The sequence below is a fragment of the Escherichia sp. WS1451 genome, from assembly GCF_046487365.1.
Lineage (GTDB): Bacteria > Pseudomonadota > Gammaproteobacteria > Enterobacterales > Enterobacteriaceae > Escherichia > Escherichia coli.
In genome coordinates this window covers 208,230-222,953 of sequence record NZ_JBJQJP010000004.1, presented here as the reverse complement: position 1 = coordinate 222,953, position 14,724 = coordinate 208,230, and the positions used below count along the sequence as shown (strand labels likewise).

Annotated in this window: 16 protein-coding genes; 2 read left to right on the top strand and 14 right to left on the bottom strand. The window is 53.9% G+C overall.

The features are described 5' to 3' along the window. Positions 1 to 34: 34 nt before the first annotated feature. The 9 genes from ccmB to napF are packed head-to-tail and all read right to left on the bottom strand — an operon-like array spanning position 35 to position 7,170. Positions 35 to 697, bottom strand: a complete 663-nt coding sequence (gene ccmB, locus ACJHX7_RS08055) for a heme exporter protein CcmB (RefSeq protein WP_000971730.1) — start codon at positions 695 to 697, stop codon at positions 35 to 37. After that, a complete protein-coding gene (gene ccmA / locus ACJHX7_RS08050) occupies positions 694 to 1,317 on the bottom strand; it encodes a cytochrome c biogenesis heme-transporting ATPase CcmA (RefSeq protein WP_023908919.1) in 624 nt (207 codons plus the stop codon). The genes ccmB and ccmA overlap by 4 nt, the downstream gene beginning before the upstream one ends. 12 nt (positions 1,318 to 1,329) lie before the next feature. Next, complete coding sequence (napC, locus tag ACJHX7_RS08045) at positions 1,330 to 1,932, bottom strand: cytochrome c-type protein NapC (RefSeq protein ID WP_000528376.1); 603 nt, start codon at positions 1,930 to 1,932, stop codon at positions 1,330 to 1,332. Between the two features lie 9 nt (positions 1,933 to 1,941). Then, positions 1,942 to 2,391 (bottom strand): nitrate reductase cytochrome c-type subunit, encoded by a 450-nt coding sequence (gene napB / locus ACJHX7_RS08040; protein WP_000835174.1) that lies wholly within the window; start codon positions 2,389 to 2,391, stop codon positions 1,942 to 1,944. Beyond that, complete coding sequence (gene napH / locus ACJHX7_RS08035; RefSeq protein WP_000013502.1) at positions 2,388 to 3,251, bottom strand: quinol dehydrogenase ferredoxin subunit NapH; 864 nt, start codon at positions 3,249 to 3,251, stop codon at positions 2,388 to 2,390. The genes napB and napH overlap by 4 nt, the downstream gene beginning before the upstream one ends. Beyond that, complete coding sequence (napG, locus tag ACJHX7_RS08030) at positions 3,238 to 3,933, bottom strand: ferredoxin-type protein NapG (RefSeq protein WP_000091291.1); 696 nt, start codon at positions 3,931 to 3,933, stop codon at positions 3,238 to 3,240. The genes napH and napG overlap by 14 nt, the downstream gene beginning before the upstream one ends. Positions 3,934 to 3,939: 6 nt before the next feature. Further along, positions 3,940 to 6,426, bottom strand: coding sequence for a periplasmic nitrate reductase subunit alpha (gene napA / locus ACJHX7_RS08025; protein WP_000778067.1), 2,487 nt, complete (start codon positions 6,424 to 6,426; stop codon positions 3,940 to 3,942). Then, positions 6,423 to 6,686, bottom strand: coding sequence for a chaperone NapD (napD, locus tag ACJHX7_RS08020; protein WP_000557378.1), 264 nt, complete (start codon positions 6,684 to 6,686; stop codon positions 6,423 to 6,425). Before napD ends, napA begins: the two co-directional genes overlap by 4 nt. Then, positions 6,676 to 7,170, bottom strand: a complete 495-nt coding sequence (gene napF, locus ACJHX7_RS08015) for a ferredoxin-type protein NapF (protein ID WP_000686723.1) — start codon at positions 7,168 to 7,170, stop codon at positions 6,676 to 6,678. Before napF ends, napD begins: the two co-directional genes overlap by 11 nt. A gap of 108 nt (positions 7,171 to 7,278) precedes the next feature. On the opposite strand from napF, the gene ACJHX7_RS08010 reads away from it, so the two are divergent. Both ACJHX7_RS08010 and eco read left to right on the top strand, forming a co-directional pair. Further along, entirely contained in the window at positions 7,279 to 7,443 is a 165-nt protein-coding gene (locus tag ACJHX7_RS08010; RefSeq protein ID WP_001296243.1) for a hypothetical protein, read from the top strand. Between the two features lie 113 nt (positions 7,444 to 7,556). Continuing rightward, positions 7,557 to 8,066 carry a serine protease inhibitor ecotin gene (gene eco, locus ACJHX7_RS08005; protein WP_000712250.1) on the top strand — a complete coding sequence of 170 codons (510 nt, stop codon included), beginning with the start codon at positions 7,557 to 7,559 and terminating at the stop codon, positions 8,064 to 8,066. A 149-nt stretch (positions 8,067 to 8,215) separates the two neighbouring features. On the opposite strand, the gene mqo is transcribed toward eco, so the two are convergent. From mqo to apbE, 5 genes are all read right to left on the bottom strand, one after another. Beyond that, positions 8,216 to 9,862 carry a malate dehydrogenase (quinone) gene (gene mqo, locus ACJHX7_RS08000; protein ID WP_094029704.1) on the bottom strand — a complete coding sequence of 549 codons (1,647 nt, stop codon included), beginning with the start codon at positions 9,860 to 9,862 and terminating at the stop codon, positions 8,216 to 8,218. A 217-nt stretch (positions 9,863 to 10,079) separates the two neighbouring features. Next, the gene (yojI, locus tag ACJHX7_RS07995; protein ID WP_094029703.1) at positions 10,080 to 11,723 is read right to left on the bottom strand and encodes a microcin J25 efflux ABC transporter YojI; all 1,644 of its coding nucleotides are present in this window, start codon (positions 11,721 to 11,723) and stop codon (positions 10,080 to 10,082) included. 75 nt (positions 11,724 to 11,798) lie between these two features. Next, a complete protein-coding gene (alkB, locus tag ACJHX7_RS07990; protein WP_094029702.1) occupies positions 11,799 to 12,449 on the bottom strand; it encodes a DNA oxidative demethylase AlkB in 651 nt (216 codons plus the stop codon). Beyond that, the gene (gene ada / locus ACJHX7_RS07985) at positions 12,449 to 13,513 is read right to left on the bottom strand and encodes a bifunctional DNA-binding transcriptional regulator/O6-methylguanine-DNA methyltransferase Ada (protein ID WP_094029701.1); all 1,065 of its coding nucleotides are present in this window, start codon (positions 13,511 to 13,513) and stop codon (positions 12,449 to 12,451) included. The genes alkB and ada overlap by 1 nt, the downstream gene beginning before the upstream one ends. Before the next feature lie 73 nt (positions 13,514 to 13,586). Beyond that, positions 13,587 to 14,642, bottom strand: coding sequence for an FAD:protein FMN transferase ApbE (gene apbE, locus ACJHX7_RS07980; protein ID WP_094029700.1), 1,056 nt, complete (start codon positions 14,640 to 14,642; stop codon positions 13,587 to 13,589). Positions 14,643 to 14,724 lie beyond the last annotated feature (82 nt).

Here is a 14,724-nt window from a genome sequence, read left to right as displayed (position 1 = left end):
ATACCAGACTCGAACAAAAATCAGTAATCCAGCGTTATTGAATGCTGATTCGTAACGCTGCCGCCGTCGCAAAAGGACTTAAAGTCGCGGTGCCTGCCAGCAACGCGCCTAAAATTGCCAGATACCCATCAACGGGCAAATGCATAGAAGCCGCGTCCATCGCGGCGGTGGCAAAGATGAGTAATGGGATAGTCAGCGGTAACACCAATATGCTGAGCAGCACACCACCGCGCTTAAGTCCCACTGTCAGCGCCACGCCCGGTGCACCGAGAAAGCCAAGCGTAGGGGTTCCCAGCAGCAGCGTCAGCGCCATCACTTGCCAGCCATAAACATCCATTCCCAGTAGCATTGCTACCAGGGGCGAAAGGATGAGTAACGGCAGACCGGTTACCATCCAGTGCGCCATCACCTTCGCCAGCACAACGGCGGGCAAGGGTAACGGCAACAACATCAATTGTTCAAGACTGCCGTCCTGCAAATCGTCACGGAACAATCGTTCCAGCGCCAGCAAGGATGAAAGCAGCGCAGCAACCCAGATAATGCCCGGTGCAATACGCGCCAGCAGTTGCGGCTCCGGACCGATACTGAGCGGAAAAAGGGTAATGACAATCAGGAAGAACCACAGCGGGTTGGCGATTTCGGCGCTATGGCGAAACGCTACGCGCAGCTCAAGACGGAAAATGCGCCAGAACATCATGCGGCCCCCGTTTGCGTCAGTGAAATGCGGCGAATTTTACTTTCAGCAACGTTGAGCGGCTGGTGGGTAGTCAGAATCACAGTCCCCCCCTGCTCCGTATGCTGCGCCATACGCTTGGTCAGACGATCGACGCCGTTAACGTCAATCGCGGTAAAAGGCTCGTCGAGTATCCATAACGTGGCACGGGTCAGCCACAGACGCGCTAAAGCGACGCGGCGTTGTTGCCCGGCAGAAAGTTGATTTACCGGAATATCTTCGAATCCGGCAAGCCCAGCCTGCGCCAGGGCTTCCAGACATTGTGCGGTATCGCCATCGCGATGATAAAAGTGCAGATTTTCTAACGCCGTCAGCCGGGTTTTGATCCCCGGCTGATGGCCTATCCATAACAGGTTTTGATGGTAGCTGTCGCGTACCTGATGCAAGGGCTGCCCTTGCCAGAGAACGTCACCCGCATCAGGGCGAGACAACCCCGTCAGCAAACGGAGAAGCGTTGTCTTCCCCGCGCCGTTGCTACCGGTGATTTGTACCCACTCTCCTGCGTTCAGCGTAAATGACAAGCCACTAAATAAGGTTCGTTCATCCCGCTCGCAAAGTAACTCTCTGGCTTCAAGCATACCCACGCAATAACCCTGTTAAAAACCTGGCTCGACTTCGCGCATATCGGGCAGCTTGTGCGCTATCCCTTTATGGCAATCAATACAGGTTTGCCCATCTTTCACCGCCTGGTCATGCATCTTCGCGGCAACCGATTTCTGGGCGGTTGTATCCATATACTCGAAGTTGTGACAGTTACGGCACTCCTGCGAGTTATTGTCCTTCATGCGCCGCCACTCATTCTGTGCCATCGTCAGGCGATGAGCTTCAAATTTCTGCGGCGTGTCAATAACGCCAAAAATTTTACCATACAGCTCTTTACTTGCTTTGAGCTTGCGTATCATCTTCGGCACAAACTCGTGCGGAACGTGACAATCCGGACAGGTCGCACGAACGCCGCTACGGTTGTTGTAGTGCACGGAATCCATGTATTCCTGATACACCGTGTTACGCATTTCGTGGCAGCTAATGCAGAACTCTTCGGTATTGGCTTTTTCCATCCCGGTGTTAAAGCCGCCCCAGAAGACGATGCCGCCAACAAAGCCGATCAACAGCAGCGTCCCCAGCGCCAGACGGCTGGGGGTACGCCACCATTTCCACAGGCGCTTAATCAGACCAGGCTTACGGTCAGAATTTCCCATAATAACCTCTTATTTCCCGTAACCTTTTGATGGGGTAAAGGTATTCCCCACGATTGGCGCGGTATCGGCCTGCGGTACGTGACATTGCAGACAGAAATAACGACGCGGAGCCACTTCTGCGCCCACTTTGCCGTCACTGTCCATAAAGTGAGTAGGACTGATACGCGGCGCGCCAGTGGTGCGATAGCTTTCGACACCGTGGCACTGCAAGCAGCGGTTGGTATTGGTCGTTACCTGATAACCTTCAACGCTATGCGGGATCATTGGCGGCTGATTCACATAGTTCAGCGGCATCCGATCCTGCTCTTTTGGCATCCGAATGGCCCCTTCCTGCGTCCCGGATACTTCCGGCGACTGGCTAAAATCGACGCCATTAGCCGCCCAAACCGCGCCGCTTACCACCAGGGCCAGCATCGCCGTCCATTGACACAGCGCTTTCTTCAGGTCATGGCTTTTCATGATTTCGCTCCCGAACTCCATCGTGTAGTTATTGTAAATACATCCTCAGAACAGACATCCACGCAGCGACCGCACGTCATGCAATCGCGGCTGGTGACCTGCACCGGGCTTTGTTCATCCAGCACCGGGGCACGTAGCACATGCGGTTCCGGGCAAACATGAAAACAATCCATACAGCGGTTACATTTCTGCCGATCGTTGGCAGCAACGGTAATCACACCTTTGCTACCCAGCACGCCATACAGCGCGCCAACCGGACAAATGTGCCCGCACCAGCCGTGTTCAACGACCAGTAGATCAAATAAAAACAGCGCGAGAATAAGCAGCGCGCCGCTGCCGAATCCCATTACCAGACTGCGCCCCATCAGGGAAACGGGGTTGATCCATTCCCAGATGAGCGTGCCGGTTAAGGCCGATCCCAGCAGAATGACCACCAACAGCACGTAGCGAATGTGGCGAGGGATCGTCGCAGACTGATTGAGGTCAAAGCGCCTGCGTAACCAGTTCGCTAAGTCGGTAATCGGGTTCAGCGGGCAGACCCAGCTGCAAAATAATCGCTTTCCTGCCAGGGCGTAGAGCACGGTGATAATCACCGCACCGGTCAACGCCACCGTGGCAGGCAGATGACCGCTGGCAAGACTTTGCAGCGTCATCAGCGGATCGGTCAGTGGAACGGTGTCGAATAACAGGCTACTGCTGTAGTTGCCGTGCAAGATCCACACACCAAACCACGGACCGCTCAAAAACATCCCCAGCACGAAGAACTGACAAAGGCGACGTAACACTAACCAACGGTGACTGCGCCACCAGCCTTTTTTCTCCAGCGCCTCGCGCCCGGCGTCACGTTTACGATTTGCCATTGTTCCCCTCCAGCCAGCCGAAGCGGTAATGGTGACCTAACTCCCCTTTCGCTAGTGACAGCGGTAACACCTTGATTGCCGGTTGTTCCAGCACGCACACTTTTTCGCACTTACCGCAACCGGTACAGGCGTCGCTGTGAACCGTCGGCAGAAAGCGGGCGTGCTTACCGGTACGCGTGTTGCGCTCCAGCTCCAGGGTGATGGCCTCATCAATTTTCGGGCATTCGCGATAACAAACATCGCAGCGCAGCCCCTGAAAGTTGAGACAGTTTTCCTGGTCCACCAGCACCGCCAGCCCCATCCGCGCGTCGTCGATCGATTCGATCTCACGATCCAGCGCACCGCTCGGGCACACTTTGGCGCACGGAATGTCCTCACACATTTCGCAAGGAATATCCCGCGCAACAAAATATGGCGTGCCCGCCGACAGGCCTGAGGCCAGCGTCGCCAGTTTTAAGGTGTCGTAAGGGCAAGCCTGAACACACTGACCGCAACGCACACAGGCACTGGCAAAGGCGTTCTCGTTTATGGCTCCGGGCGGGCGCAACCGCACGCCAGATGCGCGTGCGGTTTGCTGTTGTAACCCCAGCGCCACACCCACGGCAGCCAGCCCGCCTGCTGTGCGAACAACATCGCGCAGAAAGCGGCGGCGACCATTTTGAGGTTTCGCTGACCGGGACATAATGGCTTACACCTTCTCCAGTTTGACCGCGCACTTCTTGAAGTCCGTCTCTTTCGAGAGCGGATCGGTCGCGTCCAGCGTCAGTTTGTTAACCAGCTGTGCGGCATCGAAGAACGGCATGTACACCAGGCCCTGTGGCGGACGGTTACGACCGCGCGTTTCGACAATCGAGATCACTTCGCCACGGCGAGAAACTACTTTCACTTTGTCGCCACGGCGCAGATCGCGCGCTTTCGCATCCAGCGGGTGAATAAACAGAACCGCTTCCGGGAAGGCACGGTGCAGTTCCGGCACACGGCGAGTCATACTGCCGGTGTGCCAGTGCTCCAGGACGCGTCCGGTAGAGAGCCACAGGTCGTACTCTTCATCCGGTGCTTCCGCCGCCGGTTCGAACGGCAGCGCGAAGATCACCGCTTTACCATCCGGTTTACCGTAGAACTTATAGCCTTCGCCCGCTTTCACGTACGGGTCGTTACCTTCGCTGTAACGCCACTGCGTTTCTTTACCGTTCACCACCGGCCAGCGCAGACCGCGCGCTTTGTGGTAGTCATCGAACGGTGCCAGATCGTGACCGTGACCGCGACCAAACCATGCGTATTCTTCGAACAGCCCTTTTTGCAGATAGAAGCCCAGCTCGCGGGATTCATCGTTCAGCTGATCTTCCGCCAGTTCGGATACCGGGAATTTGCTCACTTCCGGGGTGGCATACAGAACTTCGTACAGCGTTTTGCCACGCAGTTCCGGTTTCTTCGCCAGCAGCTCTTCCGGCCATACTTCTTCAGTTTTAAAGCGGCGGGAGAACTGGACTAACTGCCAGAGATCCGATTTCGCTTCGCCCGGTGCCTGTACCTGCTGACGCCAGAACTGAGTACGGCGTTCGGCGTTACCGTAAGCGCCCTCTTTCTCTACCCACATTGCGGTCGGCAGGATCAAGTCGGCGGCCAGCGCACTGACTGTCGGATACGGATCGGAAACGATGATGAAGTTGCGCGGATCGCGCCAGCCCGGCATACGCTCTTCATTAATGTTCGGTCCGGCCTGCATGTTATTGGTACACATGGTCCAGTAAACATTCAGTTTGCCGTCTTTCAGCGCACGGTCTTGTGCCACCGCGTGCAGACCGATTTTCGCCGGAATGGTGCCACTCGGGATATTCCACTTCTTCTCGCAAATATCACGATGTTTCTCGTTAGTCACCACCATGTCCGCAGGCAGACGGTGAGCAAAGGTGCCCACTTCACGCGCAGTACCACACGCGGAAGGCTGCCCGGTCAGGGAGAACGGACCGCAACCCGGCTGGGAAATTTTGCCGGTCAGCAGGTGCAGGTTGTAGACCAGGTTGTTGGCCCACACGCCACGAGTATGCTGGTTGAAGCCCATCGTCCAGTAGGAGATGACTTTCTTGTTCGGATCGGCATACAGCTGCGCCAGTTGTTCTAACTGGTCTTTCGGCACGCCGGTCATTTCGGCAGTTTTTTCCAGCGTATACTCAGCAACGAAGGCTTTGTAATCTTCAAAGCTCATCGGTTCGGAGGCGTCAGAACCTGGATTCTTCGCTGCTTTTTCCAGTGGATGGGTCGGACGTAAACCGTAGCCGATGTCCGTCGCCCCTTTGCGCAGGTTAACGTGTTTGCTAAAGAAGTCCTGATTTATCGCATTGTTTTGAATGATATAGTTGGCGATGTAGTTCAGGATCACCAGGTCTGATTGCGGCGTAAAGATGATGCCGTTATCCGCCAGCTCGAAGCTACGATGCTGGTAGGTAGAAAGCACCGCCACGGTAACGTTCTGGTTAGAGAGACGACGGTTAGTGATGCGCGACCAGAGGATCGGGTGCATCTCCGCCATGTTTGCGCCCCACAGCACAAACGCGTCAGCCTGCTCGATGTCGTCATAGCAGCCCATCGGCTCATCCATACCAAAGGTACGCATAAAGCCAACTACTGCCGACGCCATACAGTGACGCGCGTTCGGGTCGATGTTGTTCGAACGGAAGCCCGCTTTAAACAGCTTGGACGCGGCATAACCTTCCCAGATAGTCCACTGACCAGAACCGAACATACCGATCGATTCCGGCCCTTTTTCTTTCAGGGCGGTTTTGAATTTCTCTTCCATCACATCGAAGGCTTGATCCCAGGTGATTGGGGTAAATTCGCCTTCTTTGTCATATTTACCGTTTTTCATACGCAGCAGCGGCTGCGTCAAACGGTCTTTACCGTACATGATTTTGGGCAGGAAATAGCCCTTAATGCAGTTCAGGCCACGGTTAACCGGTGCATCCGGGTCGCCCTGACAGGCCACCACACGCCCCTGCTGCGTTCCGACCAGAACGCCGCAACCAGTACCGCAGAAACGGCACGGCGCTTTATCCCATTTAATGGCTTCCTGCTGACCAACAACGGCGCGGGCAACGCCCGGCACGCTGAGACCGGCAGCCGCCGCAGCGGCCGCAACGGCGTTAGCTTTCATAAAGCTACGACGACTGAGTTTCATGGTGTTTCCTCACCTTGCTCTTCCTGCTGGTGATAAACCAGCGACACCGCCAGCACGCCCTCTACGTTGCGTACTGACTCAATGGTTTGAATCAGCGTTTCGCTGTCTTCTGCTTCCACCACCACAATCAACTGACCGCTCGGCGCGTCGCTGACAGCAACTTCACAGCCGGGAAAGGCGTTCAGTTGGGTGCTGATGTCTGAAATTCGTTCGCTTTTGGCCTGCACGACCAGACTGCAAACTTGCCAGTTAGTGTGCATGGAGATACTCCGCAGTTATGGCTGATACCGGACAGCTGGCTGCACATGCTCCACATCCGTTGCAAAGTTGGCTATTAAGTTGCGGCTGGTAGATCCCGGAGAGCGTCGGGCGAAAGATAATTGCCATTGGCTCACAGCTATCCTGACAGCGGCGGCATTCAACTGACTGATACGCCAGGCACGCGTCCCCAATGGTGAACTGCAAATCCCAGGCCCTGGTGTGGCGCGGAGAAAATAGCGATTCGGGGCAAGCCTGCGCGCAGGCGTAACAGAAGCTGCACTCGTTATTTTTGAAATTAACGCTCGGATAGCCACCCGCGCCGCGTTGCAGAATGTTGTTTTCACAAGCATTAATACAGGCGTCGCAGCGGGTGCAATGGGTCAGAAAATGAGATTCATCACCGGACCAGGGCGGACGGATACCGTTACTGGCTTTGCGCCAGCGACCAGTGAGTATGCCCCGACGGGATGCATCAATCTTCACATTGACCTTCCATCATTAACGCGCTCTGAAAATTGAGAGCGACCAAATAAACCGCATAATTAATAAGCCATTTTTATAGCCGCTAAGATATTAAAGGATGTGTCAAAGATGCATACCCCGATCGGGGTAAAACCTGTAGCAGGATCAAAAGAGTGGCGGGAAGCGTGGCAAAAACGGGCTTTTGCTCACATTTCAAATGGTTATAAACATATTTATATAGCGATTAATTCGCCAGAGATATTTCTGCTGGTTTGTTTTCTCATCAGAATTTAACACTAAAAGAGCAGGTAAAATTATCTGAATGTTCTTTAAGTTATTCATAAAGCAAATTAATAAATCTGATGAATATGTTAACCTTCAGCGACATCATCGGTGAAAACCTATAAATGAAGAAGGAAAGCAAAAAAATGAAGACCATTCTACCTGCAGTATTGTTTGCCGCTTTCGCCACCACTTCCGCCTGGGCGGCAGAAAGCGTCCAGCCGCTGGAAAAAATCGCACCTTATCCACAAGCTGAAAAAGGCATGAAGCGTCAGGTGATTCAGTTAACTCCGCAAGAAGATGAATCTACCCTGAAAGTAGAACTGTTAATCGGTCAGACGCTGGAAGTCGATTGCAATTTGCATCGTCTCGGCGGGAAGCTGGAAAGCAAAACGCTGGAAGGCTGGGGCTATGATTATTATGTCTTTGATAAAGTCAGTTCCCCGGTTTCGACGATGATGGCCTGCCCGGATGGCAAGAAAGAGAAGAAATTTGTCACCGCGTATCTGGGCGATGCCGGAATGCTGCGTTATAACAGCAAGCTGCCGATCGTGGTGTATACGCCAGACAATGTGGATGTGAAGTACCGCATCTGGAAGGCGGAAGAGAAAATTGACAACGCGGTAGTCCGCTAAACTGCCGTGAAGTGCTCCACCCCGTAGGTCGGATAAGGCGGTCACGCCGCATCCGACATCTAACGCCCGAGCCGGTTGCCTGATGCGACGCTGACGCGTCTTATTAGCATACGCCACATCCGGCAAACCATGCCGGATGTGGCACATCATTACAACGCAATATCCGCCACTTCTTTTTGAACGGGTTGCGGTTTCAACTGCGGTTTCGGCGTACTATCTGCTGCCTGCGGCTTGTCGTATTTCAGCCCCAGCACTTCGCTGGTGTACTGCAACTCGCGTTCTGTTGCCGCTACATCACCGTTCAGCTTGCGTCCATAAGACGGAACGATCGCCTTCAACGTTGCCTGCCATTGCGGGCTGGAAACGCGATCGCCAAATACTTTTTCCAGCAGATTCAACATAATCGGCGCGGCGGTTGACGCACCTGGCGATGCCCCCAGCAGCGCGGCAATGGTCCCTTGCTGGTCGCTGACCACTTCGGTACCCAGACGCAGTACGCCACCTTTCTCGGCATCACGCTTGATAATCTGTACGCGCTGCCCCGCTTGCCACAAACGCCAGTCCTCTTTTTTCGCCTGCGGATAGTACTCTTTCAACGCTTCAAAACGATCCTCTTCACTCAACATCACCTGACTCACCAGATATTTCACCAGATCGAAATTATCCAGCCCGACGTGCATCATCGGCATCACGTTAGAGGTGGTGGTGGAACTCACCAGATCCCACAATGAACCGTTTTTGAGGAATTTGGTTGAGAAGGTGGCAAATGGCCCAAACAGCACGACGCGTTTACCGTCCAGAACACGGGTATCGATATGCGGAACCGACATCGGTGGTGCGCCAACGGATGCTTTACCGTAAACCTTCGCCAGATGGTGATTAACCACGTCCGGGTTTTCCGAAACAAGGAACTGTCCGCCCACCGGGAAACCGGCGTAGTCTTTCGCTTCCGGAATCCCCGATTCCTGTAACAGCTTCAGCGCCGCACCGCCCGCGCCGATAAAGACAAATTTGGCGCGGATGTTCTGTGCAGTGCCATTTTTCAGATCGGCAACGGTAACGGTCCAGGTGTTATCGTTATTACGCTTTAGGGCGCGGACTTCGCTGCTGAGTTGCAGCGAAAAATTAGATTTCTTCTGCAAGGAAGCAATTAACTGGCGGGTGATCTCGCCATAGTTCACATCAGTACCAATTTCCGTACGCGTGGCTGCCACTTTCTGTTGCGGATCGCGCCCTTCCATCACTAACGGTGCCCACTCTTTGATCTGCGCGTGATCTTCAGAGTAACGCATACCGCGAAACAGCGAGCTTTGTTGCAACGCGGCGTAACGGGCTCGCAGGAAATTAACGTTATCCTCGCCCCAGACAAAGCTCATATGCGGAACGGTATTGATAAATGAACGCGGAGTACGCAGCACGCCGCGCTCGACCTGGTGCGCCCAGAACTGGCGCGAAATCTGAAATGCTTCGTTAATGGCGACTGCTTTTTCAATACTGATGCTACCATCGGCGTTTTGCGGGGTGTAGTTCAGTTCCATCAGTGCAGAATGCCCGGTTCCGGCGTTGTTCCAGCCGTTCGAACTCTCCTGCGCGACACCCTCCAGGCGCTCCACCATGGTCATCGACCATTCAGGCTCCAGCTCGCGTAAATAGGTCCCCAACGTGGCGCTCATAATGCCGCCGCCAATCAACAGTACATCAGTTTCCTGCTCCTCGGACGATTTCGCTTTTGCCGCCATCGAAACGGCATTAAGCCCCACGGCCATCGAGAAGAGCATGGCAGTCACTTTTTTCATCTTGTTAATGCCTTACTTTTAGTCGCTTTATTGCAGGTGAGATTTGCGCGGCATCAACGGTAACACTTAAGTAACAACATTTAAATAATGTTTATAAATTATATTCTAATTTTAGAAACATTATAATTTCGTTGATTAATTATAGGGTTATTAGAAACGAAGGGATTTTTAGCATATTGACCTGGCGGCAGCAGTCCGCCAGGTCAGCGTCGAAATATTATGCCGTCCGGGCAACGGCATCACGCGAAGCAGCATCGCGCTCTTCGCCTGTCAGCTCGCTAAGTTGCCCGTTGCGCAATTCCAGCAGGCGGTCAGCGTGGATAAAGTAATGATCATCATGACTGATGGCGAAAATCGTTTTACCCATCTCCTGCATCAGCGGTAGCAGCACCTGATAAAACTCACGACGGAAGTGTGGGTCCTGATCCGCCGCCCATTCATCCAGCAGGATAATATCGCGTTCTTCTGCCAGCGCCAGCAACAGCGCGACGCGTTTTTTCTGCCCTTTTGATAACTTCAGGTTAACAATACGCCCGTTACTTAACTCAAGCTTATGAGCCATTTTCAGCTGCGCCAGCCACTTCTCAACCAGTTGCGGGTTAGCGGGTTGCCCCTCCGGCCCCAGCAGTTGATCAAACAGCCAGACATCGGTAAACACTGCCGAAAACAGTTTGCGATAATCTTCCGGTTGTTCGCCGCTGACAGGTTTGCCATCCAGCAAGATTTCGCCGCTTTGTGGCTGATACAAGCCCGTCAGCAACATCGCCAGCGTCGATTTTCCGCTACCGTTGCCACCAATCAGAAACAGCAGTTCGCCACGTTTGATGGTGAGGTTAATCGGCCCAACGGAAAACGCGTTATCCTGATAAGCAAACGTCACGTTACGCAGCTCCAGCGTTTGCCAGTTGGGAAACGCCTGCGGGCGTGGAAACTCTGCTTTGAAAGGTGCGAGCGCGAATTTGTTCAGCTTGTTAAACGCCACCTGCGCCGTCAGCAGCGTCGGCAATGCGCCAACTGCCGAAAGCAGCGGCGTACGCAGGAATAACAGCGTCAACGAATAGGTCGCGGCAACGTTGGTATCAGCCCAACCGAGACTGTTCGCCATCCAGAACACCAGGCCGATAGCGCCCAGCATCATGATGTTTGACCAGTTCACGGCACTAAGATGGAAGGTGTCTGCGCGGATAATATGATGGCGATACTCTTGCGCATCAGGAATGTAGAGGTTGTTAAACACATACTCGGCGCGTTCACGGTTCAGAGTCAGCTCTTTGCGCCCTTCGAGTACGGTTTGAAAATCCGTGTACAGCTTATCTTCGGTTTCACGCAGGGTCGCCATATGTTTGTACACCCGCGCCACCAGTATAAAACCACCCCAGATGGTGACTGCCATCCAGATAGCCGTTACCAGCAACATTTTGCCCGACAGCATCCACAAATACGCCGCTGAACCGATAGTGAGAATGATCCCCTGCACCAGTTCCGGCAGACGCACAAAAGCAATGGTGATATTGCGCACATCGCTGGTTAACCCCGCCAGCAACGAAGCGCTACCAAGTTGTTCAATGCGCTCGACGTGGGTATCCAGAATCCGCTTGATAAATTCACTACGCAGTCGGTAAACGAAGTGATGCCCCAAAGTGGTGAGCGCCAGTTGCGATCCGAGAGTGACTGCCATCAACAGCAACAATAATCCCAGAAACTCCGGCAACACCAGCAGACTGGTATCCGCCGTTTCGATAAGGCGCTGATTGATAAAAGCAATTAAGCCAATGCCTAATGCCGCACTGGCGAGGCTTAGCGCCATCACACTGATAAATGGCCAGCGATACTGCCGCCAGACAAGTACAAGAAGTTCCATGCAAAAAACCCGGACAATGAATTACAGCCCGCAGTTTAAACATCTTCGTGCGCACAGCAATAATAATTCTTATTTTTATTCTTTTTTACCTGCCTGACGGAATGTCAGGTTGTAGCGGCAGTCGGTGGTGAGTGGATGAAACCCCGCTTTCAACGGTTGAATACCGTGATAAAACAGCCGCGATTCACCGCCCCATACCACCACATCGCCATGTTCCAGCAACAAACGTTTGAGCGGATCATTTCGTTTCAGGCCGCCAAATTGAAAAATCGCGGGTAAGCCCAGAGAAACAGAAACAATTGGCGCGCGCAGATCCGGTTCGTCTTTATCCTGATGCAGCGACAGTTTCGCGCCAGGAACGTAGCGGTTGATCAAACAGGCATCTGGCTGGAAATCTGGATAGCCCGCCGCCGTAGCCGCACGTTGACATAAATGATGAAAACTCTGCGGCATGGCGGGCCACGGTTTATTTGTTTGCGGATCAATGGGCGAATAGAGATAACCTTGCCGATGGGTCGTCCAGCCCAGATGCCCACAGTTGGTCATCGCCACCGACATGGTATATCCGCCTGGAGTGACCATCTGGCGAAACGGCGACTGGCTGGCAACGTCATTAATATCGCGGATTAGTTGCTCCGCAGCGTTAAAAGCAAAACGCCGTAAAATTACCGCACCAGCCGCCAGTGGCTCTTGCCACGGTTCAGCATCGGCAAACAGATCCAACATTACCTTTCCTCATTTTCAGCTTCGCGGCGCAGCAGTTGCGCTTTGCGCGACACGCCCCAGCGGTAACCGGAAAGTGTGCCATCACCACGGACCACCCGATGACAAGGTATAACGATAGCCAGCTTGTTGGCGGCACAGGCGCTGGCAACAGCCCGTACCGCTTTCGGTTTGCCGATGGCGTTAGCCAGTTGCTGATAACTGACGGTTTCACCGCAAGGTATCGTGCGCAGGGCCTGCCAGACTTGTTGCTGAAAAGCAGTGCCGCGAATGTCCAGCGGTAACGTCAGCGGCGTATCGCGTTGATTGAGGCTGGCGATCACTTCACGCACATGTTGCTGAAACATCAGATCGGCAGGCGCGTTGTCGGCAGCGGGAAACATCTGCTGTAACTCGCTGATTAGTGTCGCGTCATCATCGCCCAGCAATATCGCGCAAATCCCCCGCTCGCTTTCTGCCACCAGGCAACGGCCCAGCTCACAATCAGCCAGCGCGTAACGCACCGCCAGATTTTCGCCACCGTGACGGAATTGTTTAGCCGTCATGCCCAGCGTTTCGTCGGCTTTGCGGTAGTAACTGCTGCTGTCGGGGAATCCGGCGTTAAGAATAGACGTCGTCACGCTCTCCCCTTTCGCCAGCGATTCGCGCAAACGGCGAACGCGCCAGGCCTGTTGCCAGGCTTTAGGCGTCATTCCGGTAGTCGCTTTAAACAACCGATGCAGATGGAACGGACTCATCGCCACCTGATCGGCTAAGGCTTCCAGCGTTACAGGCGTTTCCTGTTCCAGAAGTCGGCAGGCGTGGGTAATTTTATCAAGGCGATGTTGCCGGGGATTGGCTTTGTCTGGCTGACAACGTTTGCAGGGGCGAAATCCGGCGGCGAGTGCCTCGCTGGCATTTGCGTAGAAGGAGACATTTTCCCGCAAGGCATGTCTGGCGCGGCAAGACGGACGGCAAAAGATGCCCGTGGTGCGCACGGCGAAGACAAATTCGCCGTCGGCATTCGGGTCGCGGGCTAAGACAGATTGCCAGCGTTGATCGTCAGTTAAGCATGTGGCGTTTTTCATAATCAGCTCCCTGGTTAAGGATAGCCTTTAGTCTGCCCGGTCACCATCACGCAAAAACCAACAATCTTGCGCTTTAATTTTTTTCGCTGATAAGGAAGCTTTTAAACTGCGGCGACATCCAGGTTTTAAAGCTATCGCCCTCTTTGGTGATCATATAAACCGCCAGCCCTTCCCGGCGAACGACTTCTTTGGCTTTCTCTGGCCCGAGCACCATTAAGCCAGTATCCCAGGCGTCGGCTTCCAGCGCCGTCGGGGCAATCACCGTCACGGATACCAGATTGTGTTCGATGGGACGCCCGGTTTGCGGATCGATAACATGGGAAAGGCGTTTGCCGTCCAGTTCGTAATAGTTACGGTAGCTGCCAGAGGTGCTAATGCCATGACCGTTGATATCCACCACAGCCTGAACCGCGTTTTCTTTATCAGTTGGTTTTTGAATCGCTACCCGCCACGGCTGGCCTTCACCGTTCATACCACGGCTGTTCAGCGCGCCGCCCACCGACACCAGATAGCGGGAAATCCCTTCCTGCTCCATCAAGCGTGCCAGATGATCCGCCGCATAGCCTTCGCCGACGGTAGAGAGATCGACATATAAATCCGGCAGGTTTTTTTGCAGATATTGCTGATGCGACTGATTAATGACCGTCAGGTGCTGTAAGCCGGTTTTGGCTTTCATCGCATCGATCTGTTCCTGACTCGGAATTTGAACCGGCTGTTGTTCCGGACCGAAACCCCACAGATTCACCAGCGGCCCGACGGTTATATCCATCGCGCCATCGGTCTTCGCGCCAATGCGTAGCGAGGTGGTGACGATATCGGCCATCGCTTCACTTACTGGCCACGGCGACAAACTTTGCGAGTCGTTAAAGCGCATCAGCGCGGAATCTTTTTTATAGGTCGAAAGCAGCTGATCGTCGGCGTCCAGCTGGGTCTGAATCTTTTCTTTAAGTTCGGCACTGCGTTTGGCGTCAATGCCCGGGATGCTGGCACGCCAGAAGGTACCCATAGTTTTGCCTTCAAGAACGGTAACTTCAGTAGCGTGGGTTTTGGCGGGTTGTGGTTTTTGATCGCAACCAACAAAGAAGAGCGCGGCAGCCAGCAGTGCCACGCGGGTAAAGCTTATTTCCATACGTGATTATCCTCATGCGAACGGTCGCAAGAGTACACCAAAAAACTGTGTTTGTACGCTGAAAACAATGAAAAAAGGGCCC

Coding starts and splice junctions, on each gene's coding strand:
- ACJHX7_RS08010 (WP_001296243.1), top strand. CDS start 7,279: ATGCATACCCCGATCGGGGTAAAACCTGTAGCAGGATCAAAAGAGTGG.
- napA (WP_000778067.1), bottom strand. CDS start 6,426: ATGAAACTCAGTCGTCGTAGCTTTATGAAAGCTAACGCCGTTGCGGCC.
- napB (WP_000835174.1), bottom strand. CDS start 2,391: ATGAAAAGCCATGACCTGAAGAAAGCGCTGTGTCAATGGACGGCGATG.
- eco (WP_000712250.1), top strand. CDS start 7,557: ATGAAGAAGGAAAGCAAAAAAATGAAGACCATTCTACCTGCAGTATTG.
- alkB (WP_094029702.1), bottom strand. CDS start 12,449: ATGTTGGATCTGTTTGCCGATGCTGAACCGTGGCAAGAGCCACTGGCG.
- napC (WP_000528376.1), bottom strand. CDS start 1,932: ATGGGAAATTCTGACCGTAAGCCTGGTCTGATTAAGCGCCTGTGGAAA.
- apbE (WP_094029700.1), bottom strand. CDS start 14,642: ATGGAAATAAGCTTTACCCGCGTGGCACTGCTGGCTGCCGCGCTCTTC.
- ada (WP_094029701.1), bottom strand. CDS start 13,513: ATGAAAAACGCCACATGCTTAACTGACGATCAACGCTGGCAATCTGTC.
- napD (WP_000557378.1), bottom strand. CDS start 6,686: ATGCACACTAACTGGCAAGTTTGCAGTCTGGTCGTGCAGGCCAAAAGC.
- mqo (WP_094029704.1), bottom strand. CDS start 9,862: ATGAAAAAAGTGACTGCCATGCTCTTCTCGATGGCCGTGGGGCTTAAT.
- napH (WP_000013502.1), bottom strand. CDS start 3,251: ATGGCAAATCGTAAACGTGACGCCGGGCGCGAGGCGCTGGAGAAAAAA.
- napG (WP_000091291.1), bottom strand. CDS start 3,933: ATGTCCCGGTCAGCGAAACCTCAAAATGGTCGCCGCCGCTTTCTGCGC.
- yojI (WP_094029703.1), bottom strand. CDS start 11,723: ATGGAACTTCTTGTACTTGTCTGGCGGCAGTATCGCTGGCCATTTATC.
- ccmB (WP_000971730.1), bottom strand. CDS start 697: ATGATGTTCTGGCGCATTTTCCGTCTTGAGCTGCGCGTAGCGTTTCGC.